Source organism: Allobosea sp. GW821-FHT03A12, assembly GCF_058986765.1.
Genome location: NZ_JBYSVZ010000001.1, coordinates 1,368,296 through 1,393,941, shown reverse-complemented (window position 1 = coordinate 1,393,941; position 25,646 = coordinate 1,368,296). Strand labels below are relative to the sequence as shown.

25 protein-coding genes are annotated in these 25,646 nt (G+C 67.0%); 11 read left to right on the top strand and 14 right to left on the bottom strand.

What is annotated here, in order from left to right; genetic code table 11:
• Nucleotides 1-178 precede the first annotated feature (178 nt).
• The 4 genes from AC3WLC_RS06555 (at nucleotide 179) to AC3WLC_RS06540 (ending at nucleotide 4,558) form a co-directional block, all read left to right on the top strand.
• Nucleotides 179-712, top strand: coding sequence for a TRAP transporter small permease (locus tag AC3WLC_RS06555; RefSeq protein ID WP_493683105.1), 534 nt, complete (start codon nucleotides 179-181; stop codon nucleotides 710-712).
• A 3-nt stretch (nucleotides 713-715) separates the two neighbouring features.
• Entirely contained in the window at nucleotides 716-1,996 is a 1,281-nt protein-coding gene (locus tag AC3WLC_RS06550; RefSeq protein ID WP_493683104.1) for a TRAP transporter large permease, read from the top strand.
• Nucleotides 1,993-3,462, top strand: a complete 1,470-nt coding sequence (locus tag AC3WLC_RS06545; protein WP_493683103.1) for a mannitol dehydrogenase family protein — start codon at nucleotides 1,993-1,995, stop codon at nucleotides 3,460-3,462. The genes AC3WLC_RS06550 and AC3WLC_RS06545 overlap by 4 nt, the downstream gene beginning before the upstream one ends.
• Nucleotides 3,463-3,697: 235 nt before the next feature.
• On the top strand, nucleotides 3,698-4,558 hold the full coding sequence (locus AC3WLC_RS06540; RefSeq protein ID WP_493683102.1) for a transporter substrate-binding domain-containing protein: 861 nt from the start codon (nucleotides 3,698-3,700) through the stop codon (nucleotides 4,556-4,558).
• Here the strand turns inward: AC3WLC_RS06540 and AC3WLC_RS06535 are convergent.
• Nucleotides 4,513-4,956 carry a DUF983 domain-containing protein gene (locus AC3WLC_RS06535; RefSeq protein WP_493683101.1) on the bottom strand — a complete coding sequence of 148 codons (444 nt, stop codon included), beginning with the start codon at nucleotides 4,954-4,956 and terminating at the stop codon, nucleotides 4,513-4,515. The genes AC3WLC_RS06540 and AC3WLC_RS06535 overlap by 46 nt on opposite strands.
• Nucleotides 4,957-5,344: 388 nt before the next feature.
• On the opposite strand from AC3WLC_RS06535, the gene AC3WLC_RS06530 reads away from it, so the two are divergent.
• Nucleotides 5,345-6,370: an agmatine deiminase family protein gene (locus AC3WLC_RS06530; RefSeq protein WP_493683100.1), complete on the top strand. Its 1,026-nt coding sequence runs from the start codon at nucleotides 5,345-5,347 to the stop codon at nucleotides 6,368-6,370.
• Between the two features lie 24 nt (nucleotides 6,371-6,394).
• Here the strand turns inward: AC3WLC_RS06530 and AC3WLC_RS06525 are convergent, their stop codons facing one another.
• From AC3WLC_RS06525 to AC3WLC_RS06510, 4 genes are all read right to left on the bottom strand, one after another.
• Complete coding sequence (locus AC3WLC_RS06525; RefSeq protein ID WP_493683099.1) at nucleotides 6,395-7,792, bottom strand: aminotransferase-like domain-containing protein; 1,398 nt, start codon at nucleotides 7,790-7,792, stop codon at nucleotides 6,395-6,397.
• 88 nt (nucleotides 7,793-7,880) lie between these two features.
• Nucleotides 7,881-8,657 (bottom strand): ABC transporter permease, encoded by a 777-nt coding sequence (locus tag AC3WLC_RS06520; protein WP_454024983.1) that lies wholly within the window; start codon nucleotides 8,655-8,657, stop codon nucleotides 7,881-7,883.
• Between the two features lie 24 nt (nucleotides 8,658-8,681).
• Nucleotides 8,682-9,482, bottom strand: a complete 801-nt coding sequence (locus AC3WLC_RS06515) for an ABC transporter ATP-binding protein (protein ID WP_210188100.1) — start codon at nucleotides 9,480-9,482, stop codon at nucleotides 8,682-8,684.
• A 92-nt stretch (nucleotides 9,483-9,574) separates the two neighbouring features.
• Nucleotides 9,575-10,654, bottom strand: a complete 1,080-nt coding sequence (locus AC3WLC_RS06510; protein WP_493683098.1) for an ABC transporter substrate-binding protein — start codon at nucleotides 10,652-10,654, stop codon at nucleotides 9,575-9,577.
• A 202-nt stretch (nucleotides 10,655-10,856) separates the two neighbouring features.
• Here AC3WLC_RS06510 and AC3WLC_RS06505 point away from each other — a divergent pair, with 202 nt between their 5' ends.
• A complete protein-coding gene (locus AC3WLC_RS06505) occupies nucleotides 10,857-12,572 on the top strand; it encodes a lysine--tRNA ligase (protein WP_493683097.1) in 1,716 nt (571 codons plus the stop codon).
• Nucleotides 12,569-13,252, top strand: coding sequence for a nitroreductase (locus tag AC3WLC_RS06500; RefSeq protein ID WP_493683096.1), 684 nt, complete (start codon nucleotides 12,569-12,571; stop codon nucleotides 13,250-13,252). Before AC3WLC_RS06505 ends, AC3WLC_RS06500 begins: the two co-directional genes overlap by 4 nt.
• 16 nt (nucleotides 13,253-13,268) lie before the next feature.
• Here the strand turns inward: AC3WLC_RS06500 and AC3WLC_RS06495 are convergent, their stop codons facing one another.
• Nucleotides 13,269-14,129 (bottom strand): calcium-binding protein, encoded by an 861-nt coding sequence (locus tag AC3WLC_RS06495; RefSeq protein ID WP_493683095.1) that lies wholly within the window; start codon nucleotides 14,127-14,129, stop codon nucleotides 13,269-13,271.
• A 154-nt stretch (nucleotides 14,130-14,283) separates the two neighbouring features.
• Nucleotides 14,284-14,805, bottom strand: coding sequence for a cysteine dioxygenase (locus AC3WLC_RS06490; protein WP_346362265.1), 522 nt, complete (start codon nucleotides 14,803-14,805; stop codon nucleotides 14,284-14,286).
• A gap of 186 nt (nucleotides 14,806-14,991) precedes the next feature.
• On the opposite strand from AC3WLC_RS06490, the gene AC3WLC_RS06485 reads away from it, so the two are divergent.
• Entirely contained in the window at nucleotides 14,992-15,468 is a 477-nt protein-coding gene (locus AC3WLC_RS06485) for an Lrp/AsnC family transcriptional regulator (protein WP_493683094.1), read from the top strand.
• Between the two features lie 9 nt (nucleotides 15,469-15,477).
• Here AC3WLC_RS06485 and AC3WLC_RS06480 read toward each other — a convergent pair whose 3' ends face one another.
• The gene (locus AC3WLC_RS06480; protein ID WP_493683093.1) at nucleotides 15,478-17,538 is read right to left on the bottom strand and encodes a 3-hydroxyacyl-CoA dehydrogenase NAD-binding domain-containing protein; all 2,061 of its coding nucleotides are present in this window, start codon (nucleotides 17,536-17,538) and stop codon (nucleotides 15,478-15,480) included.
• A 150-nt stretch (nucleotides 17,539-17,688) separates the two neighbouring features.
• On the opposite strand from AC3WLC_RS06480, the gene AC3WLC_RS06475 reads away from it, so the two are divergent.
• Nucleotides 17,689-18,441: an enoyl-CoA hydratase-related protein gene (locus tag AC3WLC_RS06475; RefSeq protein ID WP_493683092.1), complete on the top strand. Its 753-nt coding sequence runs from the start codon at nucleotides 17,689-17,691 to the stop codon at nucleotides 18,439-18,441.
• A 34-nt stretch (nucleotides 18,442-18,475) separates the two neighbouring features.
• Nucleotides 18,476-19,354, top strand: coding sequence for a transglutaminase-like domain-containing protein (locus AC3WLC_RS06470; protein ID WP_493683091.1), 879 nt, complete (start codon nucleotides 18,476-18,478; stop codon nucleotides 19,352-19,354).
• A gap of 31 nt (nucleotides 19,355-19,385) precedes the next feature.
• Here AC3WLC_RS06470 and AC3WLC_RS06465 read toward each other — a convergent pair whose 3' ends face one another.
• Entirely contained in the window at nucleotides 19,386-19,670 is a 285-nt protein-coding gene (locus AC3WLC_RS06465) for a hypothetical protein (protein ID WP_493683090.1), read from the bottom strand.
• A gap of 186 nt (nucleotides 19,671-19,856) precedes the next feature.
• Between AC3WLC_RS06465 and AC3WLC_RS06460 the strand changes: the two genes are divergently transcribed.
• Entirely contained in the window at nucleotides 19,857-20,315 is a 459-nt protein-coding gene (locus tag AC3WLC_RS06460) for a Fur family transcriptional regulator (RefSeq protein ID WP_346359256.1), read from the top strand.
• Between the two features lie 87 nt (nucleotides 20,316-20,402).
• Here the strand turns inward: AC3WLC_RS06460 and acs are convergent, their stop codons facing one another.
• The 5 genes from acs to tsaD all read right to left on the bottom strand — a co-directional run bounded on the left by acs (nucleotide 20,403) and on the right by tsaD (nucleotide 25,361).
• A complete protein-coding gene (gene acs, locus AC3WLC_RS06455) occupies nucleotides 20,403-22,355 on the bottom strand; it encodes an acetate--CoA ligase (protein WP_493683089.1) in 1,953 nt (650 codons plus the stop codon).
• Between the two features lie 212 nt (nucleotides 22,356-22,567).
• Complete coding sequence (locus tag AC3WLC_RS06450; RefSeq protein WP_493683088.1) at nucleotides 22,568-22,978, bottom strand: EVE domain-containing protein; 411 nt, start codon at nucleotides 22,976-22,978, stop codon at nucleotides 22,568-22,570.
• Nucleotides 22,978-23,307, bottom strand: a complete 330-nt coding sequence (locus AC3WLC_RS06445) for a hypothetical protein (RefSeq protein ID WP_493683087.1) — start codon at nucleotides 23,305-23,307, stop codon at nucleotides 22,978-22,980. Before AC3WLC_RS06445 ends, AC3WLC_RS06450 begins: the two co-directional genes overlap by 1 nt.
• 15 nt (nucleotides 23,308-23,322) lie before the next feature.
• Nucleotides 23,323-24,321, bottom strand: coding sequence for an NAD(P)H-dependent glycerol-3-phosphate dehydrogenase (locus tag AC3WLC_RS06440; RefSeq protein ID WP_493683086.1), 999 nt, complete (start codon nucleotides 24,319-24,321; stop codon nucleotides 23,323-23,325).
• Nucleotides 24,318-25,361, bottom strand: a complete 1,044-nt coding sequence (gene tsaD / locus AC3WLC_RS06435) for a tRNA (adenosine(37)-N6)-threonylcarbamoyltransferase complex transferase subunit TsaD (protein WP_493683085.1) — start codon at nucleotides 25,359-25,361, stop codon at nucleotides 24,318-24,320. Before tsaD ends, AC3WLC_RS06440 begins: the two co-directional genes overlap by 4 nt.
• Nucleotides 25,362-25,646: the final 285 nt, after the last annotated feature.

Here is a 25,646-nt window from a genome sequence, read left to right as displayed (position 1 = left end):
CACGGTGTTCGTCGGCAGCGTCAGATGTGTAGAAGAGACAGTTTCTTACGCGTCATTGCGAGGAGCATAGCGACGAAGCAATCCAGGGGCGGCCGTGCTCTACGCTCCCCTGGATTGCTTCGCTGCGCTCGCAATGACGAAAAGCCGGCTTTCGCCCTCGTCATTCTCGGACATCCTCATGCACGCCTTCACCGCGCATCTGACGCGCCTCGGCGCCAAGCTCAGCCTCTACGCCCTGTTCACAGCAGGCGCCGGCCTCGTCCTGATGACGGTCATGGTCGCCTGGGGCGTGTTCGGCCGCTACATCCTCAACGACACGCCGATCTGGGTCGAGGCCGGCTCGCTCTTCCTGATGTCCTGGTTCATCCTGCTCGGCGCCGCCGTCGGCGTGCGCGAGAGTGACCATCTCGGCTTCGAGGTCGGGCTCGTAATGTCGCCGCCGCCTCTACGCTCGGCGCTCATTCTGATCGGCGAAGGCCTGGTCTGCGCCTTCGGCCTCGCCATGCTGGTCTACGGCACCCAGCTCGCCGCCGGTACCTGGAGCGACCGCATGCCGATCATCGGCATCTCGCGCGGCTGGGATTATGTCCCGATCGCCGCCGGCGGCGCGCTGATCGCCCTGTTCGCGCTCGAGAAGATGCTGCTCTTCGTCACCGGCGAGAAGCAGGCCCCGCTTGGCTTCGCCCATTTCGGCTCCGAGCAGGAGGTCTGAACCATGGAACTCTGGGTTCTCTTCGGCGTCTTCGCGCTGCTGTTGCTGATCGGCGTGCCCGTCGCCTTCTGCCTCGGCATCGCCTCGGTCGCGACCGTGGTCTATATGGGCCTGCCGCCGGTCGTCGTCTTCCAGCAGATGAATTCCGGCATGAACGCCTTCGCCATGATGGCGATCCCGTTCTTCATCTATGCCGGCGACCTGATGATCCGCGGCGGCATCGCCGAGCGCCTGATCCAGATGGCGGCGAGCCTGGTCGGCCATCTGCGCGGCGGGTTGGGGCAGGTGAACGTCGTCACCTGCACGCTCTTTGGCGGCATCTCCGGCTCGGCCGTCGCCGATGCCTCCGCCGTCGGCGGCCTGATGATCCCGCAGATGAAGAAGCGCGGCTACGACGCCGACTACGCCGTCAACGTCACCGCGAATGCGGCGATCATCGCGCTCTTGATCCCGCCCTCGCACAACATGATCATCTATTCGCTCTCGGCGGGCGGCAATCTCTCGATCGCCGATCTCTTCACCGCGGGCGTCATCCCCGGCCTGCTGCTCTGCGCCTCGCTGATGTTCGCGGCCTGGGCGGTCGCGGTGAAGCGCGGCTATCCGCGCGAGCCCTTCCCGGGCTTTGCCGCCGTCGGCCGCTATGTCGTGCTGGCACTGCCCGGCATCCTCCTGATCGGCATCATCTTCGGCGGCGTCCGCTCCGGCGTCTTCACCGCGACGGAATCCTCTTGCGTCGCCGTGGTCTACGCCATCCTCGTCACCATCCTGGTCTACCGCCAACTCACCTGGACCGCCTTCGTCGAGGCGACGCTCGGCGCCGTCCGCACCACCGCCATGGTGCTCTTGGTGATCGGCGCCGCCGGCTCCTTCGGCTGGCTGATGGCCTTCCTGCAGGTGCCGCAGGCGACGATCGCGGCGATGAAGGCGGTCTCTGACAATCCGATCGTCATCCTGTTGATGGTCAACATCATCCTGCTGGTGCTCGGCACCTTCATGGACATGGCGCCGATGATCATCATCTGCACGCCGATTTTCCTGCCTGTGGTCAAGGCCTTCGGCGTCGACCCGATCCATTTCGGCGTGATCCTGATCCTCAATGCCGGCATCGGCCTCAACACCCCGCCGGTCGGCTCGGTGCAGTTCGTCGCCTGCGCCATCGGGCGCATCTCGATCGGCGAATCCATGCGCACGATCTGGCCGTTCTACGGCGCCTCTGTTGCCGTGCTGATGCTGGTGACCTATGTGCCCGGCATCTCCCTCTGGCTGCCGAGGCTGTTCCATTGACCCGTCTGTCCTCCGCCACCCTTGCTTCGCTTCCGGCCGCCGTCAGGCGGCCGGGTTATGACCGCAGCAAGCTCCAGCCCGGCATCGTCCATCTCGGCCTCGGCGCCTTCACCCGCGCCCATATGTGCGAGTTCACCGACGATGCGCTTGAGATCGAGTTCGGCGCCTGGGGTATCACCGGCGCCAGCTTGCAGCGGCCCGACCAGCGTGACCGGCTGAAGCCGCAGGACGGGCTCTACACCTTCCTGAAGCGCGCGCCCGCAGGTCCGGAGCTGCGCGTCATCAGCTCGGTGCTCGATGTCCTCGTCGCGCCCGAGGGGCCGCAAGCACTGGTCGCGAGGCTCGCCGCGCCCGAGACCAGGATCGTCTCGCTCACCGTCACCGAGAAAGGCTATTGCCACGACCCGGCAACCGGCAGGCTCAAGGCCGACCATCGCGACATCGTCCATGATCTCGCCAATCCCGATGCGCCGCGCTCGGCGATAGGCCTGCTCGTCGCCGGCCTCGCCGCCCGCAAGGTCGCAGGCCTCGGCCCATTCACCGCGCTCTGCTGCGACAACCTCCCCTCCAACGGCCATGTGCTGGCCGGCCTCGTCCGCGATTTCGCAGCGCTGCGCGACGACACGCTCGCCACCTGGATCGAAGCCAACGGCGCCTCCCCCTCGACCATGGTCGACCGCATCGTGCCGGCAACGACGGAAGCCGACATCGCCGAGGTCGCAAGCCTGCTCGGCCTCGACGATGCCGCTCCGGTGATCGGCGAACCCTTCCGGCAATGGGCGGTGGAGGACGTCTTCGCCGCCGGCCGGCCGCGCTGGGACGCGGTCGGCGCGCAGATGGTCTCCGAGGTCGCGCCCTTCGAGTTCATGAAGCTGCGCATGCTCAACGGCGCGCATTCGAGCCTGGCCTATCTCGGCTATCTCGCCGGGCACGAGACGGTCGCAGCGGCGAGCGGCGATCCGGTCTTCGCGCGCTTCCTGCAAGGCCTGTGGAGCGAGATCATCCCGACCGTGCCTGCCCCGCAGGGCGTGGACCTGAAGACCTATGCCGGCGACCTGCTCGCCCGCTTCCAGAACCCGGCGATCAGGCACCGCACCTGGCAGATCGCCATGGACGGCTCGCAGAAGCTGCCGCAGCGCCTGCTCGGCACCATCCGCGAGCGGCTGAAGGCGGGGGCCCCGATCGATCATCTCGCGCTCGGCGTCGCCGCCTGGATGTCCTATGCCACCGGTACCGACGAGACGGGCGCTGAGATCGACGTGCGCGATCCGCTGGCGGGTGAGTTCGCGATCCGCGCCAAGGCCCTCGGCCGGGATGCCGTGGCACTGAGCACGGCCCTGTTCGGCATCGGCGCGATCTTCGGCGACGACCTGCCGCGCGAGGAACGCTTCACACAAGCGGTCGCAGGCCATCTCGACAGCCTCTTCCAGAAGGGCGCGAAGGCGACGGCTGCAGCGCTGGGTTAGGGCGCGACATGGCTAAACCAAGCGCGAGGAACCCTCTCCTGTAAGGAGAGGGCAGGGTGAGGTGTAGGCCATCTGACCAGTGCCGCGAGCGCTGGCCGCGCTGCGTCGCGGCGAGCGATTCCTCTCCCGAACACCTCACCCCTACCCCTCTCCTTCCAGGAGAGGGGATCCCGCGCCCTCTTTTGAAAGCAACCGCCCCTTGATCCCTACCCCACCCTGACGCCAGATACGGGCGATGTTCGCCCGCTTGACCAACGCCCTGGCCACGAGCGCCCTTGCCGCGCTGCTGCTCCTGCCCCCAATAGGAGCAAGAGCGCAGACGCAAACGCCTTCCGCCTACGTCGTCCCGAACTATTGGGACCCCAACGTCCGGGTGGAGCGGCCCGATCTCGGGCCGCCGCGGGTGATCCGCTTCCTGACCGATGACGACTTCCCGCCGATGCATTTCGCCACGCCGGAAGGCGGCGTCACCGGATTTTCGGTCGAGCTCGCCCGCGCAGTCTGCGAGAAGCTGGCGTTGAGCTGCACCATCCAGGCGCGCCGCTTCGACACCTTGCTGGATTCGCTGGCGGAAGGTCGTGGCGACGTGCTCGCCGCCGCGATTCCGGTCACGGGCGAGTTGCGCTCACGCTTCACCGCGAGCCAAATCTATCATCGCTCGCCGGCACGGCTGCTGACGACGCGCGGCAATGCCCGGGCGGACCTCGAACTGGGCGGCTTGCGCGGCACGCGCGTCGCCGTGGTCTCGGGCACCGCGCATGAGGCCTTCCTCGAACGGCTCGCTCCGTTCATCCAGCGCCGTACCGCGCCCGATCTGCAGGCCGCTCTCGCTTTGCTGCGCAGCGGCGATGCCGAATATGTCTTCGGAGACGGAGTCGCGCTGGCGCTGACCATCGCCGGGCGCGGCGGCAGCGAATTCGCTTTCGCCGGCGGGCCCTATCTTGAAGCCCGTTATTTCGGCGAGGGCGTCGGTTTCTTGCTGCGCAAGGATGATCTCGCGCTGAAGCGGGCGATCGACTACGCACTGCAAGGCCTCTGGGACGACGGCACCTATGCCAGGCTGTTCATCCGGTTCTTCCCGGTCAGCCCGTTCTGAGCCTCGCCCTTGGCTGGCGAATTCGGCTTGGCTAGGCGCCCTTCCTCGGCCTTGTAGAAGAACTGCGAGGCGACGAGCCAGCCCTTCAGCGGCCGCAAGGGCGGGATGCAGGTCAGCAGCACCAGCGGCAGCGTCGTCACCAGATGCACCCAGGTCGGCGGGCTGTAAGTCAGCTCCAGCCAGAGCGGGAAGGCGACCGCCGGCACGCAGACGAACATCATCACGAAGAAGGCCGGGCCATCCGCCGGATCGGCGAAGGAATAGTCCAGCCCGCAGGCCTCGCAGCGCGGCTTCAGCGTCAGGAAGCCGTCGAAGAGCTGTCCCTCGCCGCAACGCGGGCAACGGCCGCGCAGACCGGTCTTGAGCGGAGACTGCGCCGGCCAATGCTGATGTGCCATATCATCCTCCTGACGGTGAGGCGTCGTGATTGACTGCATTCACCGGAGATTGACCGCTACATAGCGCCTATATTGATTGCAGTCAATATCTCGCGGCATGCAACATCGCCGCACCTGACTGGCGAAGAGGGCCAGGCACGCCTGCGGCTCCGCCGGGTGCTCATGCATGCCTTCAGCGCGCCATGCGCCACACCACCGAACAACTAATGGCTCAATTATAACAAGATCACCCACAAGAAGAGCCGCGCCACGTATTGATTGGCGAACAGACAAGCTCATCACAATGCTCAATCGAAGACACCTGCTACAAATAGCGGGAACGGCGGTCTCACTGCCGTTGCTGCAGCGTATCAACTTGTCAGAAACTGCATCTGCCCGGGAACCGAAAGTGACCAAGACTTCCAGCTATCGCGTGCCGCTCGAAAGCGTTCCGCATGAGCGGACCTTCATGCAGTGGCCGGCACGCGGCCGCATCTATGGCGGCCAGAACGCTCTCGACACCGTTCGCGTGACGATCGCCTCGATTGCGAAAACGATCGCCAGCTTCGAGCCGGTCGTCGTCCTGGCGTGCCCGGAGCAGCAGGACACTGCGGCGAAGGCGCTCGGATCGACTGTCGAGGTCTGGCCGATCCCGACGGAGGACCTCTGGTGTCGCGATTCCGGCCCAACCTTCGCCATGCCGCGGACAGCAGGACCGCTTGCCGTCTCCGATCTCGGCTTCAATGGCTGGGGCAACAAGCAAAGCCACGCCGACGACGGGCAGATCGCCAGGCGCGTCGGCGAGCGGCTGGGTCTTTCCGTCCTGGCGAATGGGCTCGTCGGCGAAGCCGGCGGCGTCGAGGTCGATGGCGCCGGCACGGCGATGGCGCATGAAAGCAGCTGGATCAATCGCAATCGCAACAAGGGCGACAAGGCTGAAGTCGAGCGCCTCCTGCTCGACGCACTCGGGGCCGAGCGAATGATCTGGGCACCGGGCGTCAAGGGCGCCGACATCACCGACTACCACATCGACGCGCTTGCCCGCTTCGTGAAACCCGGACAGGTCGTGATCCAGCTCGGCGACACCCCGGATCGCAGCGATCCCTGGTCAGCCGCCGCCTTCCAGACCTACGAGATCTTGAAGGCGGCGCGGGATGCTGAGGGCCGCAAGCTCGACATCGTCGTCATTCCCGATCCGGTCGACATCCGCTCGCGATCGCGCGACTTCGTCTCGAGCTATGTGAACTACTATGTCTGCAACGGCGCGGTCATCGGCGCGGAATTCGGCGACGACGAGGCGGACGAAAAGGCCCGGACGATCCTGCGGCAGCTCTATCCGGGGCGCGAGATCGTCAGCCTGAACGTCGATCCGCTCGGTGAAGCCGGCGGCGGCATCCATTGCGCGACGCAGCAGCAGCCCAAGGGCGCAGCCTGACCTCGATCGGCGGATCGGGCCACTTTACAACACGCGGGCGCCGGCCTCCGGCGCCTGCTCCAGCGCATGCGCCATGAAGGCGAGCGCATCGCCCAGCGCCTTGCGGCCAATCGGCCCGCCCAGGCAGATGCGGGCCGCCTCCGGCGCCGGCCCTTTCGCGGCAAAGGCGTCGCTGGCGACGATGCCGATCCCGGTCGCCTGCATCTGCCCGACGAAAGCGGCGCGGGTCCAGGACGGCGGCAGTTCCAGCCAGAGATTGAAGCTCAGCGGATCGGTGCGGCACAAACCCGCCGGCAGGGTCTCGACCGCGAGACGCTGCCGCGCCGCCGTCTCCGTCCGGATGAAGGCGAGCAGCGCATCGGCGCTGCCATCCTCGATCCAGCGCGTCGCCAGCGCGGCGGTCAGCGGCGAGGCCATGATGCTGCTGGCGCGCAAGGCTGCCGCGAAAGGCCAGCCGGACCGGAGATCCGGCACGAGGACATAGGCGAGCCGCAAGCCAGCCCCGAGGCACTTCGACAGGCCAGCGATGTGCCAAGTCAGCTCCGGCGCCAGCGCGGCGAAGGGCACCGGTGCGTCAGGCGGCACGAAGCCATAGGCATCGTCCTCGATGATCGCGACGCCATGGCGACGGGCGATTTCCGCGATCTCCTCGCGCCGCCGCTCCGGCATGGTGATCGTCGTCGGATTCTGCAGGACCGGATTGAGATAGAGCGCCTTCGGCTTCTGGCGCGCGCAAGCCTCGGCGAAGGCCGCGGGATCGAGCCCGTCACGATCCATCACCAACCCCGTCAGCGTCAGGCCGAGTTGCGCACAGATCGAGCGGATACCGGGATAGGTCAGCGCCTCGCACAGCACCGCATCGCCGGGCTTCGCCAGGCTGCTCAGGATCGCCAGCAGCGCCGCATTCGCGCCCGGCACGACGAAAAGCTGCTCAGATGCGGGGGTCAGGCCGCGTCGGCCGAGCCAGAGCGCGGCGACCGCCTTGTCGGCCGGCGAACCACCCAGCGGCTGATAGCGCAGCAGGCTGACCAGCCGCTCGCCGACCTCGACCATGCCCTGCTGCATCCGCGCGACCAGCACGGGATCATCGGGCTCCGGTGGCAGGGTCATCGAAAGGTCGACCAGCTCCGGCGTCGGCGTCCGCGGGACCGAGCCCTGAACTGGCGTCATGATCTTGACTGTCGCCGCCTTGACGAAGGTGCCCTGCCCGACCCGTGACTCGACCAGCCCGCGCCGCTGCGCCTCGACATAGCCGCGCGCCACCGTGGTGAAGTCGACGGCGAGCACCTCGGCAAGCCGCCGCTGCGGCGGCAACCTCTCTCCGACCGCCAGCACCCCCGCCGCAATGTCGGCGGCGATGCGATCGGCGATGGCGAGATAGCGCGGCTTGTCGCTCTGGGTCAGGTCGGGGAGCCAATCCATCGATGCGATCCGTCATGAGGCGAAGCACTGAATGGATTGACTGTATATTGTTGCGTACCCGCTCTGTCACTAGCGGCGAAACGCCTCTTCAGCCGACGATCTCGCCCCTGAACGCCCAGCGCGTCATCCGCCGCTCGACCAGCGCGCAAGCGGCGTACATCAGCACGCCCATGATCGCGATGGCGAAGAGGCCGGCGAAGGTGGTGGCGGAGTCGTTGCGGGCGCCGGCCGAGAGCATCAGGAAGCCGATGCCGCGATTGCCGCCGACCGTCTCGGAGATCACCGAGCCGATGAAGGCGAGCGTCACGGCGACCTTCAGGCTGGCGAAGAGATAGGGCATGGCGCGGGGAACGCCGACCTTGGTCAGGATCTCCCACTGGCTGGCGCCGAGCGAGCGCATCACGTCGCGCATTTCCGGCTCGATCGTGGCGAGGCCAGTCGCGACGTTCACCACGATCGGGAAGAAGGAGATGACAAAGGCGGTGATGATCGCCGGCAAGGCGCCGACGCCGAGCCAGATCATCAGGATCGGCACGATCGCGACCTTGGGCACGGCGTTGAAGGCGATCAGCAGCGGGTAGAGCCCGGAATAGACGAAGGGCGAGGCGCCGACGGCAAGGCCGAGCAGCACGCCGAAGCCGATCGCCAGCACGAAGCCGATCGCCGTCGTCCACAAGGTCTCCAGGCAGTATCGCAGCAGGATGTCCCAGCGCTGGACCATCACCTCGAAGATGCGTGTCGGCCGCGGCGCCAGAATCTCCGGCACGTCGAAGACTATGCAGGCGAGTTCCCAGATCAGCAGCAGGCCAGCCATGGCGAGCCAGGGCATGGCGACGAGCAGGACCTGCCTCTGCCGATCAGTCATTTTTCGATCCCGCCGGGGGCTGCATCACGCATGCTCCATATGGATGCGCTCGCGCAGGTCGTGGACGATGTCGACGAACTCGGCAGTGAAGGTCGTCTCCAGCGTGCGCGGTCGCGGGAGCTCGATCTTGCTGATCTTGACGATCCGCCCGGGCCGGCGGCTCATCACATAGACGGTGTCGGCGAGATAGACCGCCTCGCGCAGGTCATGTGTCACCAGCACGGCAGTGAAGCGCCGCTCCAGCCAGAGCGCCTGCATCACGCCCCAGAGCTCCTCGCGCGTGAAGGCGTCGAGCGCGCCGAACGGCTCGTCGAGCATCAAGATCTCGGGCTCGTGCACCAGCGCGCGGCACAGGCTGGAGCGCTGCTGCATGCCGCCCGAGAGCTGCCAGGGGAACTTGTCGCCGAAACCGCCGAGGCCGACCGAGGCGAGCAGCTTTTCGACCCGTTCGATGTACTCGGCCTTGTTCGCCCGGAAGCGGCGCTTGTGAGGCTCGACCACTTCGAGCGGCAGCAGAATGTTGTCGCGCGTCGTGCGCCAGGGCATCAGCGTCGGCGCCTGGAAGGCCATGCCGACGCCGCGGATCGGGCCCTTGACCGGCTGGCCATGCACGCGGACCTCGCCGCCGCTCGGCGGCAGCAGACCGGTGACCAGCTTCATCAGCGTGGACTTGCCGCAGCCGGAGGGGCCGACCACGGCGATGAACTCGCCCTTGGCGATATCGAGCGTCGCATCCTCCAGCGCCAGCATGCGCGAGGGGCCGCTGCCATAGGCGAGGCTGACCTTGCGCAATTCGACGAGAGGGGTGTCGGTGGAAGCCGGCATGAAGGGCGTCATTCTCGGGCTTGTCCCGAGAATCTCAGGACGAGGAAACTCCAGGAGATGGCCGGGTCAAGCCCGGCCATGACGGCTGGGTATCACGGCGCGACCATGCGCTCCGCCTTGGGCGGCAGGTACTTGTTCGAGAACACCTTGTCGGGTGCCGGCGCTGCCGGCAGGCCGAAGGCGTCGGCGACGTCGGTGACCGAACGCGCAAAGCGCGCCGGATCGACATCGCCCATGCCGTTCTCCTTCACGAAGGGGGTCAGCACGTTCATCTTCAGCGAGAGGTCGAGGCGCTCGGCCTCCAGCTTCTCGTCGATCAGCGGGTCGCGCTTCTTCACGGCGGCGAGACCGACGGCCGGGTTGGCAGCGACCTCCTTCCAGGCCTTGGCGGTGGCGCGCAGGAAGCCCTTCACCACCTCCGGTTTCTCGGCGAAGGCCGGCGAGACGATGATGCCGTTGCCGTACACATCCATCTTGTAGTCGGAGTAGCTGAAGGAGACGATGTCCTCCTGCTTCACGCCGCGCGCCTTCAGGTCGAGCACCGACGAGAAGAAGTGTCCGCTGATGAAGTCGACCGTGCCCTGAACCATCGACTGCTCGCGCAATTGCGGCGTCAGGTTGACGTGGTTGACGGTCTTGGCGTCGATGCCGACCTTCTTGGCGAAGGCGGGGAAGAGCCGGAACGAGGCGTCGAACACCGGCGCGCCGAGCTTCTTGCCAGCGAGATCGGCCGGCTTGCTGATCCCGGTCTTCTTCAGCGTGTGCACGCCGAAGGGCGGGAAGTCATAGGCCATGAAGACGCAGAGGATCTCCTTGCCGGCATTCTTGGCGTTGTACTCGATCAGCGAGTTCACGTCGGAGAAGCCGATATCGTAAGCGCCGGTGGCGACGCGCTGGACCGCGCCAGCCGAGCCCTGGCCGGGATCCATGGTCACGTCGAGCCCCTCGGCCTTGTAGTAACCTTTCTCCAGCGCGACCAGGAAGGGCGAGGTCGGCCCCTGGAACACCCAGTCGAGCGTGAATTTCACCGCGGTCTGCGCCTGCGCCGGCGACATCGCACCCAGAGCCAGGGCCGCTGCCCCCGCCAAGGCGACGCGGCGGTTGAATGCCCACGCCAAACCCTTGCCGGCCCGCTGCGAGCCGGACTGCCCCCACTTCACCTCACGAACCATCGAAGCCGACCCCTGCTTATGTTGTACGACGACGCTAGCGGGGCCTTATCGGGAGTCAATCGACCGGCCGGGGTTGTCTGCCGCTTTTTCAGGCAGGCGTTTTCCATCTTGCCGGCAGATCGCGTCCCGGTTGTTGCACCGCACGCGCATATCTGCGAAACCGCGCCCTTCCCTGTCCTATCCAGCGAGACCTCTAGCCAAAATGCCCGCTTTCGAACCCGCGCTCATCGAAGCCGCCCGCGTCTCGGCCGCCTGGCCGTTCGAGGAAGCCAAGAAGCTCGTGGCGCGGCTGCAGAAATCGGGCAAGCAGGAGGTGGTGTTCGAGACCGGCTACGGCCCGTCCGGCCTGCCGCATATCGGCACCTTCGGCGAGGTCGCGCGCACCTCGATGGTGCGCCATGCCTTTCAGGTGCTGACCGACGGCGCGATCCCGACCCGGCTGATCGCCTTCTCGGACGACCTGGACGGCCTGCGCAAGGTCCCGGACAACGTCCCGAACAAGGAGCTGCTGGCGCAGCATCTCGGCAAGCCGCTGACCGAGGTGCCGGACCCGTTCGGCACGCATGACTCGTTCGGCCGGCACAATAATGCCCGGCTCTGCGCCTTCCTCGACCAGTTCGGCTTCGAGTACGAGTTCAAGTCCTCGACCGACGCCTATCGCGCCGGCGAGTTCGACGCGACCCTGCTCAAGATGCTGGCCCGCTTCGACAAGATCATGTCGATCATGCTGGCGACCCTGCGCGAGGAGCGCGCTGCGACCTATTCGCCCTTCCTGCCGATCCATCCCAAGACCCGGATCGTCATGCAGGTGCCGATCGAGGCGCGCGATGTCGAGGCCGGCACCATCACCTGGACCGACCCGCAGAGCGGCGAGCGCTTCACCACGCCGGTGACCGGCGGCCATGCCAAGCTGCAATGGAAGCCGGACTGGGCGATGCGTTGGGTCGCGCTCGGCGTCGACTACGAGATGGCCGGCAAGGACCTGATCGACTCGGTCAAGGTCTCCTCGCAGATCGCCCGCGCCATCGACGGTACCCCGCCGGAGGGCTTCAACTACGAGCTCTTCCTCGACGAGCAGGGCCAGAAGATCTCGAAGTCGAAGGGCAACGGCCTCACCATTGAGGACTGGCTCAACTACGGCCCGCCGGAATCGCTGGCGCTGTTCATGTATTCGCGCCCGCGCGAAGCCAAGAAGCTGCATTTCGACGTGATCCCGCGCGCCGTCGACGACTATCTGCAGTTCCTCGGCGGCTATGACCGGCAGGACTGGAAGAACCGTCTCGGCAATCCGGTCTGGCACATCCATGCCGGCATGCCGCCGCAGCCGGAGGTGGTCGCCACCGGCGCGGGCGACAATGCGGTACGCACCCAGATCTCCTTCTCGCTGCTGATGAACCTCGTCGCCGTCGCGAATTCCGAGGACAAGGCCGTACTCTGGGGCTTCCTGCAGCGCTATGCGCCCGGCATCTCGCCGCAGACGCATCCGCGGCTCGACGCCCTCGTCGGCTACGCCCTCGCCTATTTCCGCGACTTCGTGAAGCCGGCCAAGCACTATCGCCCGGCAGACGAGACCGAGCGCGCCGCCTTCATTGCGCTCGACGCCGCGCTCGCCGCATTGCCGGCGAATGCGAGCGCCGAAGAGGTCCAGGACGCAGCACTCGACGTCGCCCGCGCCATCCCGCGCTATCAGAACCTCACGGCCAAGAATGCGACGCCGGAGCGGCCGGGCGTCTCCGGCGACTGGTGGAAGGCGATCTACCAGGTGATGTTCGGCGAAGAGCAGGGCCCGCGCTTCGGCTCCTTCGCCGCGATCTATGGCCTCGACAACACCCGCAAGCTGATCGCCAAGGCACTCGACGGCGGGCTGATCCGCGAGCACGAGGCCTTTCTGGCGGCGCGCCAGCCGCTCAGCGCATGAGTGCAGCGGCGGCTGAGGCGGTCGAGAAGGCCATCGCCAGCCGCCGCGCCGCGCGCGCCTTCCTGCCTGATCCCGTCGATCCAGCGCTCGTCCGCCGCCTCCTCGAGCTGGCGGCGCAGGCGCCGAGCGGCACCAACATGCAGCCCTGGCGGCTGCGCGTGCTCGGTCCCAGGACCCGCGCGAAGCTGGAGACGGCACTGGTCGCCGCGCTCGACGATCCCTCCCCGCGCGAGGAGGAGTACCGCTACTATCCGACGACCTTCCGCGAGCCCTATCTCTCGCGCCGTCGCAAGGTCGGCTGGGACCTCTATGGCCTGCTCGGCGTCGCCAAGGGCGACCATGCCGGCATGCGCCGCCAGACCGAGGCGAATCTGCGCTTCTTCGGCGCGCCGGTGGCGTTGATGCTGACGGTCGATCGTGATCTCGAGATCGGCTCCTGGCTCGATCTCGGCGCCTTCATCCAGACCCTGCTGATCGCGGCGCAGGGCCATGGGCTCGACTCCTGCCCGCAGGCGATCTTCGCCCGCTTCCACGCGGTCGTGCGGCGCGAGCTTTCCATCCCGCCGGGCGAGGTCGTGGTCTGCGGCATCGCGCTCGGCAAGGCCGATCCGGAGGCTCCGGCAAACCGGCTCGTGCCGGAACGCGAGCCGGTCGAGGGCTTCACCAGCTGGCTGGACTAGCCCGAGGCTGTTCAGCTCAGAACATGAAGTCCGAAGCTGTGAGATTGATCTCGCCGACGAGCTCGATTTCGAAATCAGCCACGCTGTCGCCGTTCACGTCGCCAGTGACGAGGGTGCTGCCGTTCGAGACCTCATAGCGCAGCTGGCCGGCCTCGCCGCTGAACGCATCCGAGCCGATGAAGGCGAATTCGTCATAGCCGGTTGTGTTGGTATCGGCATCGATACCCAGCTGGATATCGTCCGCGCCCTGCGTGAAATTGGTGATCACATCGCGCGCAGCCGCTCCAGGCGCGCTGTCGCTGGCGCTCCAATAGACGAAGACGTCACGGCCGAGATCGCCGTAGAGGAAATCCTTGCCGCCATCGCCCTGAAGCTCGTCCGTGTAGAAAAAATCGCCGGACTTGTCGCCGCCGCTATGGAGCGTGTCGGAGCCGCTGCCGCCCCGCAGGAGATCGGGGCCCAAGCCGCCATGGAGCGTATCGTTGCCGTCGCCGCCGGTCAGGATGTCGCGCTCGTCGCTGCCATAGAGCGTGTCGTTGCCGGCGTCGCCAAAGGCGATACCACCGCCGAGCACAACATCATTGCCGTTGCCGCCATAGATCAGATCATACTGGCCGCCGCCGTCGATGAGGTCATTGCCGTCGCCGCCATAGAGCTGGTCCTGGCCCCCGCCGCCGTAGATGCGGTCATTCCCGCCGCCGCCGTGAATGACATCGAAGCCGTCGCCGCCGGACAGCATCTCGGCGAGCGCACTGCCCGTCATATGGTCGTCGCCGCCGCGGCCATAGGCGGTCCAACCGGTCGTGCTACTCTCGGCCACCCAGGAATCGTCGCCCTCGGTGCCATCCCAACGGTTCTGCAGAACGTTCAGGCTCATGCCTCAAGTCTCCTTGACAGCTGGCCCACCCGTTTTTGATCTCCCCGCCCGCAGCGTCGATGCGGCTTGCGACATCATGATGGCAAAAGAGCGCGGCCGGGGAGCTCCCGACCGCGCTCGCATATCTTGCCGGCAATAAGTCGTATCGCCTGCTTCAGCCCGCCACGGCGGTGTATTCGGTCTCGACCGAGGAATCGTGGAGATGGTGGTCGTAGCCGTAGATGTGGATGGAGATCGCATCGCCCACGCCGCGGTTCTGCATGCGGTGGATGTTCGGCCCCGTCGGCAGCATGCAGGCGACATAGCCGGCCTGGCGCTCATATTCCTGCGTCGCCACCGCGCGACTGGCATCGATGGCGCGATACCAGGTTTCCGTCAGGGCGCCCGTGACCATGCCGAAGCAGCACGAGCAGTGATGGTCGTGGATGCAGGTCGTGGAGCCCTCGCCCCAGACCATGGCCCAGACGCTGACGGCATCGTTGCCAGCGAGCAGGTTGCGGGCATAGGCGCCCGGCTTACGCTGCAGCGGCAGGGCTTGGATCAGCTCGGGAATCGCAACGAGCTCGTTGAGGACGGCGCGGGCTGCGGCGAGATAGTCGCGCGAGCAGGTGCCCTCATGGGTCCGCAGGGCATTCAGCACCGCGCCGCTGCGCTCCTCGCCGAGAAAGCCCTGCATGTCCCTGATCTCCCGTCGCATCGAATGACAGGAGAATGATAGGCCGGGCCCGATGGGAATGGTTTGCGATCCTCCGCTGGAATCGCAGTAAAATTAGAAACTGATACCCATTTTGGCCAACTTGTGAGAAACAGATTTCCATTCGCGCATAGCGAGTGATATTCCATTCCGAAGAGGATCGCGGCCTTGGCCAAGCTCGACGCTTTCGATCTGCGTATCCTCGCGCTGCTGCAGCAGGATGCGAGCAAGCCGCTGGCGGAGATCGCCGAGGCGGTGGGCCTGTCGCCGACGCCGTGCTGGCGGCGTATCCAGAAGCTGGACGAGGCGGGCCATATCAGGCGGCGTGTCGCGCTGCTCGACCGCACCAAGCTGAAGGCCGGCGTCACGGTCTTCATCGCAGTGAAGACGGCGCATCACTCGATGGATTGGCTGGAGCGCTTCCACGCCGCCGTGCAGGACCTGCCCGAGATCGTCGACTTCTACCGGATGAGCGGCGATATCGACTACCTGCTCAAGGCCTATGTCTCGGACATCTCCGCCTATGACGTACTCTACAAGAAGCTGATCGCGCGCATCGAACTCAACGACGTCACCTCCATGTTCGCCATGGAGGAGCTGAAGTCGACCACGGCGATCCCCCTCGGCTTTGCCGCCGAGGGGTGACGGCGCTGTTCAGCCGAAGCCCTTGCCGTCGGCCGCGAGCTTGCGCAGCAGCGGCGCCGGTTCGAGCGAGGCATCGCCGCTCTCCGCTGCCTGCTGCTCCAGCCGCTTGACGATGACACCGAGCCCGACGGTCTCGGCCCAATGCATCGGCCCACCGCGCCAAGCCGGCCAGTTGTAGCCGTTGAGCCAGACCGTATCGATGTCGCTGGCGCGCGTGGCAATGCCCTCGTCGAGGATGCGCGCGCCTTCGTTGACCATCGGGTCGAGCAGCCGCGCCAGGATCTCTTCGGCCGTGAAGCTGCGCCGCGTCACGCCCTTGCTGGCCGAGACCTCGGCGATCAGCGCCTCGACCTCCGGATCGCGTTGCCCGGCGCGCGCGCCTTCGGGATAGCGGTAATAACCGCGCCCGGTCTTCTGGCCGAACCAGCCGCGCTCGCAGATCGCATCCGCCACCGCCGCGCTCTTGCCGCGCGCCTTGCGGCTGCGCCAGCTGATGTCGTTGCCGGCGAGATCCGACATGGCGAACGGCCCCATCTTGAAGCCGAAGCCGGTCAGGGCCGCGTCGACTTCGTGCGGCAGGGCGCCGGCGACGAGCAGGCGCTCGGCGGCGCGGGTGCGCGCCTCCAGCAGGCGGTTGCCGACGAAGCCGAAGCAATTGCCGACCACGACCGGCACTTTGCCGAGCTTGCGCCCCAAACCGATCGCGGTCGCGACCACATCATTTGCGACTCCTGCGGGCCGGACGATCTCGAGCAGCTTCATCACATTGGCCGGGCTGAAGAAGTGCAGGCCGAGCACGTCGGCCGGCCGGCTCGTCACCGCCGCGATCTCGGCGAGGTCGAGATAGGAGGTATTGCTGGCAAGGATCGCGCCCGGCTTGGCGATTGTGTCGAGCGCGCCAAAAATCTCGCGCTTGACGCCCATCTCCTCGAAGGCGGCCTCGATCACGATGTCGGCCTCAGCGGCAGCGGCGAGCCCGACCGCCGGCGTGATCAGCGCCATGCGCTGCTCGCGTACCGCCTCGGTCATCGAACCGCGCTTGACCGAGAAGCCATAGGTGTCGCGCACCCGGGCATGGCCCTTGTCGATCTGCTCCTGGGTGGTCTCGATCAGCGTCACCGGGATGCCGGCATTGGCGAAGCACATGGCGATGCCGCCGCCCATGGTGCCGGCGCCGATCACGGCGGCGCGTGCGATCGGGCGTGGCTTCACGCTGTCGTCGATGCCGGGCACCTTCGCCGCGTCGCGTTCGGCGAAGAAGACATAGCGCAACGCCTTGGAGCGCTCGTCGCCGAGCAGCTTCACGAACAGCGCCCGTTCGGTCGCGAAGCCTTCCGCCAGCGGCAGCGTCAGCGCCGCGCGCACCGCCTCGACCAGCGCCGCGACGTTCGGCATCTCGCCCGACTTCGCCAGCGCATCCTTGGCCAGCGCCTCGAACGCCTCGCGCCCGCTCTCGGTCAGCTTGTCGCTGCGCGCGCTGGTCTTCACCGGCGCGCCCTTGCGCGCCAGCTCCTGCGCCAGCGCGACCGCAGCACCGACGGCATCGGCCTCGACGAGCTTGTCGACCAGCCCGAGCGCCAGCGCCTTCTGGGCCGGGATCGGCTCGCCCGAGAGCATCATCGGGAAGGCGGCGGCAGCACCGATCAGGCGCGGCAGGCGCTGCGTGCCGCCGGCACCGGGAATCAGGCCGAGCTTGATCTCCGGCAGGCCGAGCTTTGCAGCCGGGCTGGCGACACGGCCATGGCAGGCGAGCGCGACCTCGAGCCCGCCGCCGAGGGCGACACCCTCGATCGCCGCGACGACCGGCTTGCCCGCATTCTCGATCGCCGCCAGCAGATCGGGCAGGATCGGCGGGGCTGGCGGCTTGCCGAACTCGCTGATATCGGCGCCAGCGATGAAGGCTTTGCCCCTGGCGGCGATGACCAGCGCAACCACGTCGCTGTCGGCCATCACCTGCGCCAGTGCCTGCAACAGATCGGCACGCAGCGCGGCGCCCAGGGCGTTGACCGGCGGATTGTGCAGCGTCGCGATTGCCACCTGGCCTTGTCGGGTGAGGGTGACGGTCTGCATGCCTGCCTCCATTGTGCGCTGCGAACGCAAGGAGCCGGGAGCGAGCGGTGCTGTCAAGCCAGGATGCCGTCCCCCTTCCTTGACCGGTCACCTCGCCTCCCCCATCGTCTGCCGCCCGCTTCCGGCGGGAGGGACATTGAGAAGGTTTGCATGACCGAGACCGTTCTGAGCGAGACCCCGGCCGAGGGCGTCAGGCAGATCACCATGAACCGGCCCGACCGGCGCAATGCGCTCGACCGCGCCACCTATCAGGGGCTGATCGACGCGCTCGCCGCCGCTGATGCCGACGCCTCGGTCCGCGCCGTCGTGATCACCGGTGCCGGTGGCTGCTTCACCAGCGGCAACGACATCAAGGACTTCGCCGCTGCGGCCGCGACCGGCGTCGGCGCGGAGATCGCCATCGACTTCCTGACCGCGATCTCGACGGCGAAGAAGCCGATCGTCGCGGCGGCGGAGGGTTTCGCCGTCGGCATCGGCACCACCATGCTGCTGCATTGCGATCTCGCCTTCGCCGCACGCGGCGCCAGCTTCCGCATGCCCTTCGTCAGCCTCGGCCTCTGCCCGGAGGGTGGCTCGAGCTATCTCCTGCCCTTGATCGCTGGCAGCAAACGCGCCGCCGAGCTGCTGATGCTGGGCGAAGCTTTCGGCCCCGAGGTCGCGCAGGAAGCAGGTCTGATCAACGGCGTCACTGATGAAGGCGGCGCGCTCGCGGCGGCGCTCGACAAGGCCAAGGCGCTGGCGGCCTTGCCGCCGCAATCAGTCGCGCTGACCAAATCGCTGCTCAAGCGCGGAAACGCGGCAGCGGTGGCCGAGACGATCGGGACCGAGGCGCGCCATTTCGGCGAGCGCCTGAAATCGGCCGAGGCGCAGGCAGCCTTCATGGCCTTCCTGACCAAGCGCTGATGGCGCGCGACGCCGGCGCGAATCCGTCGCGTCGTTGTCGCGGGAATCGCGGAACTTCCTGCTCCTCGTCACGTTGACGCGCGTCAACGATCTCAAGGAGCAGGATGTGAAGCTGAAGGTCGTCGCCACCCTGGTCTATCGCTTCGACCATGAAACACCGGTGATCGTCGCGATCGAGCCGGCGCGTTCGCCCGACCAGACCATCCTCTCCGACCGCCTGCTGATCGACCAGCCCGCCGAGTTGATCCGCGACTTGGATGGGGACACCGGCGTGCGGCGCTTCCGGACGGTGCTGTCGGGCCAAGTCTCGATCCAGTATCAGGGCACGATCGACAATGGCGCGCGCCGCCTGCTTCATGCCGATGCGCGCCAGCATGCCTGGGCCGAACTCCCGGCCGAGGTGCTGCCTTACCTGCTGCCGAGCCGCTTCTGCCCCTCGGACAATCTGATGCGCTTCGCCCAGCGCGAGTTCAGCGACATCGAGGCGGGTGGCGCCAAGGTCCTCGCCGTGGTCGAATGGCTGCAAGAGCATGTCGATTACGTCCACGGCGTCAGCAACGCGCAGACCACGGCGGAGCAGACCTTCATCGACCGGGCGGGCGTCTGCCGCGACTTCAGCCATCTCGCCATCACGCTCTGCCGGGCGCTCAACCTGCCGGCCCGCACCGTCAGCGTCTATGCAGCCGATCTCGATCCGCCGGACTTCCACGCCGTCTTCGAGGTCTATCTCGACGGACAGTGGTGGCTGGTCGACCCGACCCGGCTGGCACCGATCCAAGGCATGGTGCGCATCGCGGCGGGACGCGACGCGGCCGATATCGCCTTCCTGACCAGCGGCAATCTCTGCCAATGCCAGAACCAGTGGGTCGAGGTCTCCAGGATCGACGATAGCGAGCCGGCGCAGGCCGCCTGAGCGGACGACAAGCGCCAGTCAGCCGCGGCGATCAATCGTCATCGTCGTCATCGCGCCGCCGGCGCCAGCGACGCCTGCGATAATAGTCGTCATCGGACCAACGCCGCCGGTAATAGCCGTCATCGTAATAGCGCCGCCGATGCCAACGCCGGCGGCGGCGGTCATCATCGTCGTCGTCATCATCGGCCCGGGCCGCTGTCGCGGTCAGGGCCGAGCCGACGATCGCCATGGGCAGCGCCGCCAGCGCCAGCCGCAGGAGCCAGCGACGTCCATCGTCGATCTCGCCCATCGTCGTCTCCTCTCCGTCGACCATCACCTGGTGCCGATCGAGGCCATGGCAGGTCGTATCGACGTCAATGGAACGCGAGCATCGCGCTTTTAGTCCGGCCGCCGCTGGGCATTTTCGTGTCGAGGCCCGGCAACCACGGGATCATCCGCCCAGCCAAGGCCCTGCGTCAGCAACGCTTTTGCAAATGCGTCTCAGGGTTGCTACCTCTCGCGCATGAAGGGAATCGACCAGCGCGTGACGGAGTTCGAGCATCAGCTCCGCAAGGCGGGCCTGCGCATGACCCAGCAGCGCCGGCTGATCCTGCGGGTCCTGGCCGAGGCCGACGACCATCCCGATGCGAAGGGCATCTTCACCCGCGCCTTCGTGCACGACCCGACGCTGTCGCTCTCGACCGTCTATCGCACGATGAAGCTGCTGGAGACGCAGGGCGCGATCGAGCGCCATGCCTTCGAGGACGGCGTCTCGCGCTATGAGCATGCCGACCAGCAGCACCATGATCATCTGATCGACATCGAGAGCGGCCAGGTCGTCGAGTTCTCATCGCCCGAGATCGAGGCGCTCCAGGCCAAGATCGCGGCCGAGCTCGGCTATGAGATCGTCCGGCACAAGCTCGAGCTCTACGGCCGCAAGATCAGGCCGGCGCGGCGCAAGGGCGGCGGCAAAGACGCCTGACCGGCATCGTCAGGCCCGGCCTGAAATCCCATGGCCGGCAAAAAATGGCCGGGCTCGGCCCGGCCATGACGTGTCGCGCGCGAGGTCTCAGCCGGCCTTGCGCTTGTTCTGGCGGTTGGCGATGAGGTCATCGACGACGGCCGGATCGGCCAGCGTCGAGGTGTCGCCGAGCGCGCCGAACTCGTCCTCGGCGATCTTGCGCAGGATGCGGCGCATGATCTTGCCCGAACGGGTCTTGGGCAGGCCGGGCGCGAACTGGATCAGGTCAGGCGAGGCGATCGGACCGATCTCTTTGCGCACATGCGCCACTAGCTCCTTGCGCAGGTCTTCGTTCGACTTCTCGCCAGCCATCAGCGTGACATAGGCGTAGATGCCCTGCCCCTTGATGTCGTGCGGGTAGCCGACGACCGCCGCTTCCGAGACCTTGGGATGGGCGACCAGCGCCGACTCGACCTCGGCCGTGCCCATGCGGTGGCCGGAGACGTTGATCACATCGTCGACGCGCCCGGTGATCCAGTAATAGCCATCGGCATCGCGCCGGCAGCCGTCGCCGGTGAAGTACTTGTTCGGATAGGTGGCGAAATAGGTCTCCTCGAAGCGCTTGTGGTCGCCATAGACCGTGCGCATCTGGCCGGGCCAGCTCTCGGCGATGACGAGATTGCCTTCGGCCGCGCCCTCCAGCACCTTGCCCTCGGCGTCGACCAGCTCGGGCTTGACCCCGAAGAAGGGCCGCGTCGCCGAGCCGGGCTTCAGCTTGGTCGCGCCCGGCAGCGGCGTGATCAGGATGCCGCCGGTCTCGGTCTGCCACCAGGTGTCGACGATCGGGCAGCGGCCGTCGCCGACGACGCGGTGATACCACTCCCAGGCTTCCGGGTTGATCGGCTCGCCGACCGAGCCGAGCAGGCGCAGGGACTTGCGCTTGGTCTTCTTCACCGGCTCCTCGCCGGCGCTCATCAGCGAGCGGATCGCAGTCGGCGCGGTGTAGAAGGTGTTGACCTTGTGCTTGTCGACGACATCCCAGAAGCGCGAGATCGTCGGGTAGGTCGGGATGCCCTCGAACATCAGCGTGGTCGCGCCGTTGGCGAGCGGCCCGTAGAGGATGTAGCTGTGGCCGGTGACCCAGCCGACATCGGCAGTGCACCAGTAGATCTCGCCGTCATGGTAGTCGAAGACATATTGATGCGTCATCGAGGCGTAGACGAGATAGCCGGCGGTCGTATGCAGCACGCCCTTCGGCTTGCCGGTCGAGCCCGAGGTATAGAGCACGAAGAGCGGGTCCTCGGCCTTCATCTCGGCCGCGGGGCAATGGCCGGAAACCTTCGCCGCCTCGTCATGGTACCAGACGTCGCGGCCCTCCTTCATGGTGACGTTGCCGCCGGTGCGCTTGACGACGATCACCGTGCCGATGCCGCCCTTAACCTTGTCGTCGGCCGCGTCGACATTCTTCTTCAGCGGCACGGGGCGCCCGCCGCGCAGGCCCTCATCGGCCGTGATCACTACCTTGGAGTCGGCGTCCTCGATGCGGTTGGCCAGCGAATCCGGCGAGAAGCCGCCGAACACCACCGAATGAACCGCGCCAATCCGGGCGCAGGCCAGCATCGCATAGGCCGCCTCGGGGATCATCGGCAGGTAGATCGTGACCCGGTCGCCCTTCTTGACCCCCTTGGCCTTCAGGACGTTGGCGAACTTGCAGACCTCGGTGTGAAGCTGGCCGTAGGTGATCTTCTTCGATTCGCTGGGGTCGTCGCCTTCCCAGATGATCGCCGTCTGCTTGGCGCGGGTGGCGAGGTGCCGGTCGACGCAGTTGTAGGCGACGTTGGTGGTGCCGTCCTCGAACCATTTGATCGAGACCTTGCCCGGCTTGTAGCTGGCGTTACGCACCTTGCTGTAGGGCTTGAACCAGTCGATGCGCTTGCCATGCTCGCCCCAGAACTTGTCCGGATCCTTGATCGAAGCCGCGTACATCTTCTTGTACTTGGCATCGTTCAGCCATGCCTTCTTGGCCCAGGCGGCCGGCACGTCATAGATCTTCTCGGACATTTCAGGCGTCTCCCCAGACTCGGGCCGTCATCTGAGCCGGCTTGTTGGCTCGCAGCGACTTTGCCGCGGCGATCCAGCCGACCTCTTTCAAGTGCGGTGCATCATAGGCCGCGAGACCGCGCCGACAAGCGCCGCGGGCTCGCACTTTCGTTTCTGCGACTTTCGGCGAAAACCCGGCGGCAGTCGGAGGAAAACGCTGCGTTGCTACAGAGCTACAGCCCGCCCATCTTGCAGACGAGGGCCCACTCCTCGTCCGTCACCGGCTGCACCGAGAGCCGGAAAGAGGTGACGAGCGACATCTTGGCGAGCTTCGGCTCGGCCTTGACCGCGGCGAGCGAGACCGGCTTCGGCAAGGGTTTCAGCGCCTTGAAGTCGACCAGCACCCAGGGCGGGCCGGCCTCGACCCAGGGATAATGCTCCTTGATGACCTCGGCGATGCCGACGACCTCGAGCCCCTCATTCGAGTGATAGAAGAAGACCTGGTCACCGGTCTTCATCGCCATCAGGTTGAGCTTGGCGGTGTGGTTCTTCACCCCGTCCCAATGCGTGCCCTTGGCCCCGGCCTTGACCAGGTCGTCCCAGGAGTAGACCGCGGGTTCCGATTTGATCAGCCAGTGCGCCATCAGCCTTCGTCCTCTTCCTTGAAGGGCACCGGCGTCCGCGACGCCGCCTCGCCCTGCTCGTTCCAGAATCGCACCATCTCGCGCGTCAGCGCGGCATAATCCTGTGGGCTGAGCTCGATCCTGGTTTCGCCCTCGCCAAAGGGCAGGATCAGCACGAAGCGATGCGTGTCCTCGCGGCGCCGGCGACGCAACTCGATCACCCGACCGGCAATGCGCCCGGCGAGCGGCACCGGCTGGCTCTCGGCCACCAGTTCGGCACCGGTCGTCTTGCGCACCTCGGCAATGCCGCGCGCCACCCGCTTCGTCAGATCGGACCAGTCATTCGCCATGCGTATCCTCTCCGCTCAGTTTTCCGACCGCACCGGCCGCGCCAGCAGATCGGCAACTGCTTCCCGCACACCGACCCTCCCGGCGATGACAGCAGCAACCGCCTCGGCGATCGGCATGTCGATCGCCTCCGCCCGCGCCATCTCGACCAAGACCGAAGCGGTGAAAGCGCCTTCCGCCAGCTTGCCGCCGGCAGCTTCAATTGGCGTCTTGCCCTGCCCCAGCGCCTGGCCATAGGCGAAGTTGCGCGACTGCGCGGTAGCGCAGGAGAGCACGACATCGCCCAGCCCCGAAAGCCCCATCAGCGTCTCGGCCTGGGCGCCATGCGCTTCGCCGAAACGGCGGAGTTCCGCGAAGCCGCGCGCCACCAGGGCAGCCCGGGCACTCTCGCCGAGGCCGAGGCCGATGGCGATGCCGGCGGCGATGGCGAGCACGTTCTTGGCGGCACCGCCGATCTCGACGCCGCGCGGATCATTGCTGTGATAGATGCGCAGCGCCTGGGAATTCAGCGCCTCCGCCAGCGCCTTGGCCAAGGCGGCGTCGGCGGAGGCCAGCGTCAGCGCCGTCGGCAGGCCGCGCGCGATGTCGGCGGCGAAGCTCGGCCCGGACAGCACCGCCGGAACCGCCTGCGGCAGCGCCTCGGCGATGATCTGCGTGGTGAAGCGCCCGCTGCCCTGCTCGATGCCCTTGGCGGCCGAGATTACCGGCAGCCCTTCCGGCAGCGCTGGAGCGAGCAGTGTCGAGGCCGAACGCAGCGCCTGCGTCGGCACGGCCAGGATCAGCGCCTCGACCTGGCTCAGCGCCGCGATGTCCGACACCGGCTCGATGGCCTCGGGCAGCTTCGCGCCGGGCAATCGCGGCGCCTCGCGCTGCGCGCGCAGGCTCGCCACCGTCTCCTCGTCGCGAGCCCAGAGCAGGACGCGCCGCCCGGCCCGCGCCGCCGCGAGCGCAAGCGCCGTGCCGAAGGCACCGGCACCGGCGACGCCGATCGTCTTGTAGCGTGTCTTGCCGCTCACGCCTTCGCCCTGAGTTCGTCGAGCGGCCAGCGCGGGCGCGCCACCGCGCCCATGTCGTCGACGAGGCCAAGCCGCAGCCGCTCAAGGCCGGCCCAGGCGATCATCGCGCCATTGTCGCCGCAGAGCGCCACCGGCGGCGCGACCATCGGCAAGCCGGCCTCGGTCGCAAGGCGCGTGAGCCCGTTGCGGATCTGCTGGTTGGCGGCGACGCCGCCGGCCACGACGAGCGAAGACGGCTTGATCCCGGCCTCGCGGCAGGCGCGCAGGCCGGCCCGCGTACGGTCGACCAGCACGTCGACCACCGCGGCCTGGAAGGAGGCGCAGAGATCGGCGACATCGCGGTCGGACAAAGGCGCGATCCGCTCAGCGACCAGTCGCACCGCCGTCTTCAGGCCCGACAGCGAGAAATCCGGATTGGGCCGCCCGCTCATCGGCCGCGGGAATTCGAAGCGCTCGGGATCACCCTTCAGCGCCTCCCGCTCGACCGAGGGGCCGCCCGGATAGGGCAGGCCGAGCATCTTGGCGATCTTGTCGAAGGCTTCGCCGACCGCATCGTCGATGGTGGTGCCGAGACGCAGATAGTCGCCGACGCCGCGCACGGCGAGCAACTGCGTATGCCCGCCGGAGACCAGCAGCAGCAGATAGGGAAAGGCGAGATCGTCGGTCAGCCGCGCCGTCAGCGCGTGCCCTTCGAGATGGTTGATCGCGATGAAGGGGCGGCCCGTCACCAGCGCGATCGCCTTCGCCGTGGTGAGGCCGACCATGACGCCACCGACCAGCCCCGGCCCCGCTGCCGCAGCGACGCCGTCGATCTCGGAGGGCTTCATGCCGGCGCTCTCGAAGGCGCGCGCCACGATCCGGTCGATCGCCTCGACATGGGCGCGCGCCGCGATCTCGGGTACGACGCCGCCATAGGCGGCATGGGCCGCGATCTGGCTGAGGACCTCGTTCGACAGGATCTTGGCCTCGCCGGAGCGTTCGACTGAAACAATCGCGGCGGCCGTCTCGTCGCAGGTCGTCTCTATGCCCAGAACTCGCATGCTCATCATGGTGTTGGGCGGGCATCGGCCCTGATGGCCAGGCTGCCGCCGGGGTGCGCGGTTTCGCGCGGGGATTTCCTCCGTATAGTGCTGCATGAAGGAGAAGGCCAATGCCCAGCGCCAGCCCCTATGCGCAGAACCGGAGACCTCGCAGCAGATGACCGACATGCCGATCGCCGGTTGCGGCATCCTTGCAGGAAAATGCCTTGGTTCCGTCACGGAGGCCGCGCAGGGAGCGAGTGTCGGGCGCGGCGTTCGCGTCCGCCCCCAGCCTGGCAGTTGCGT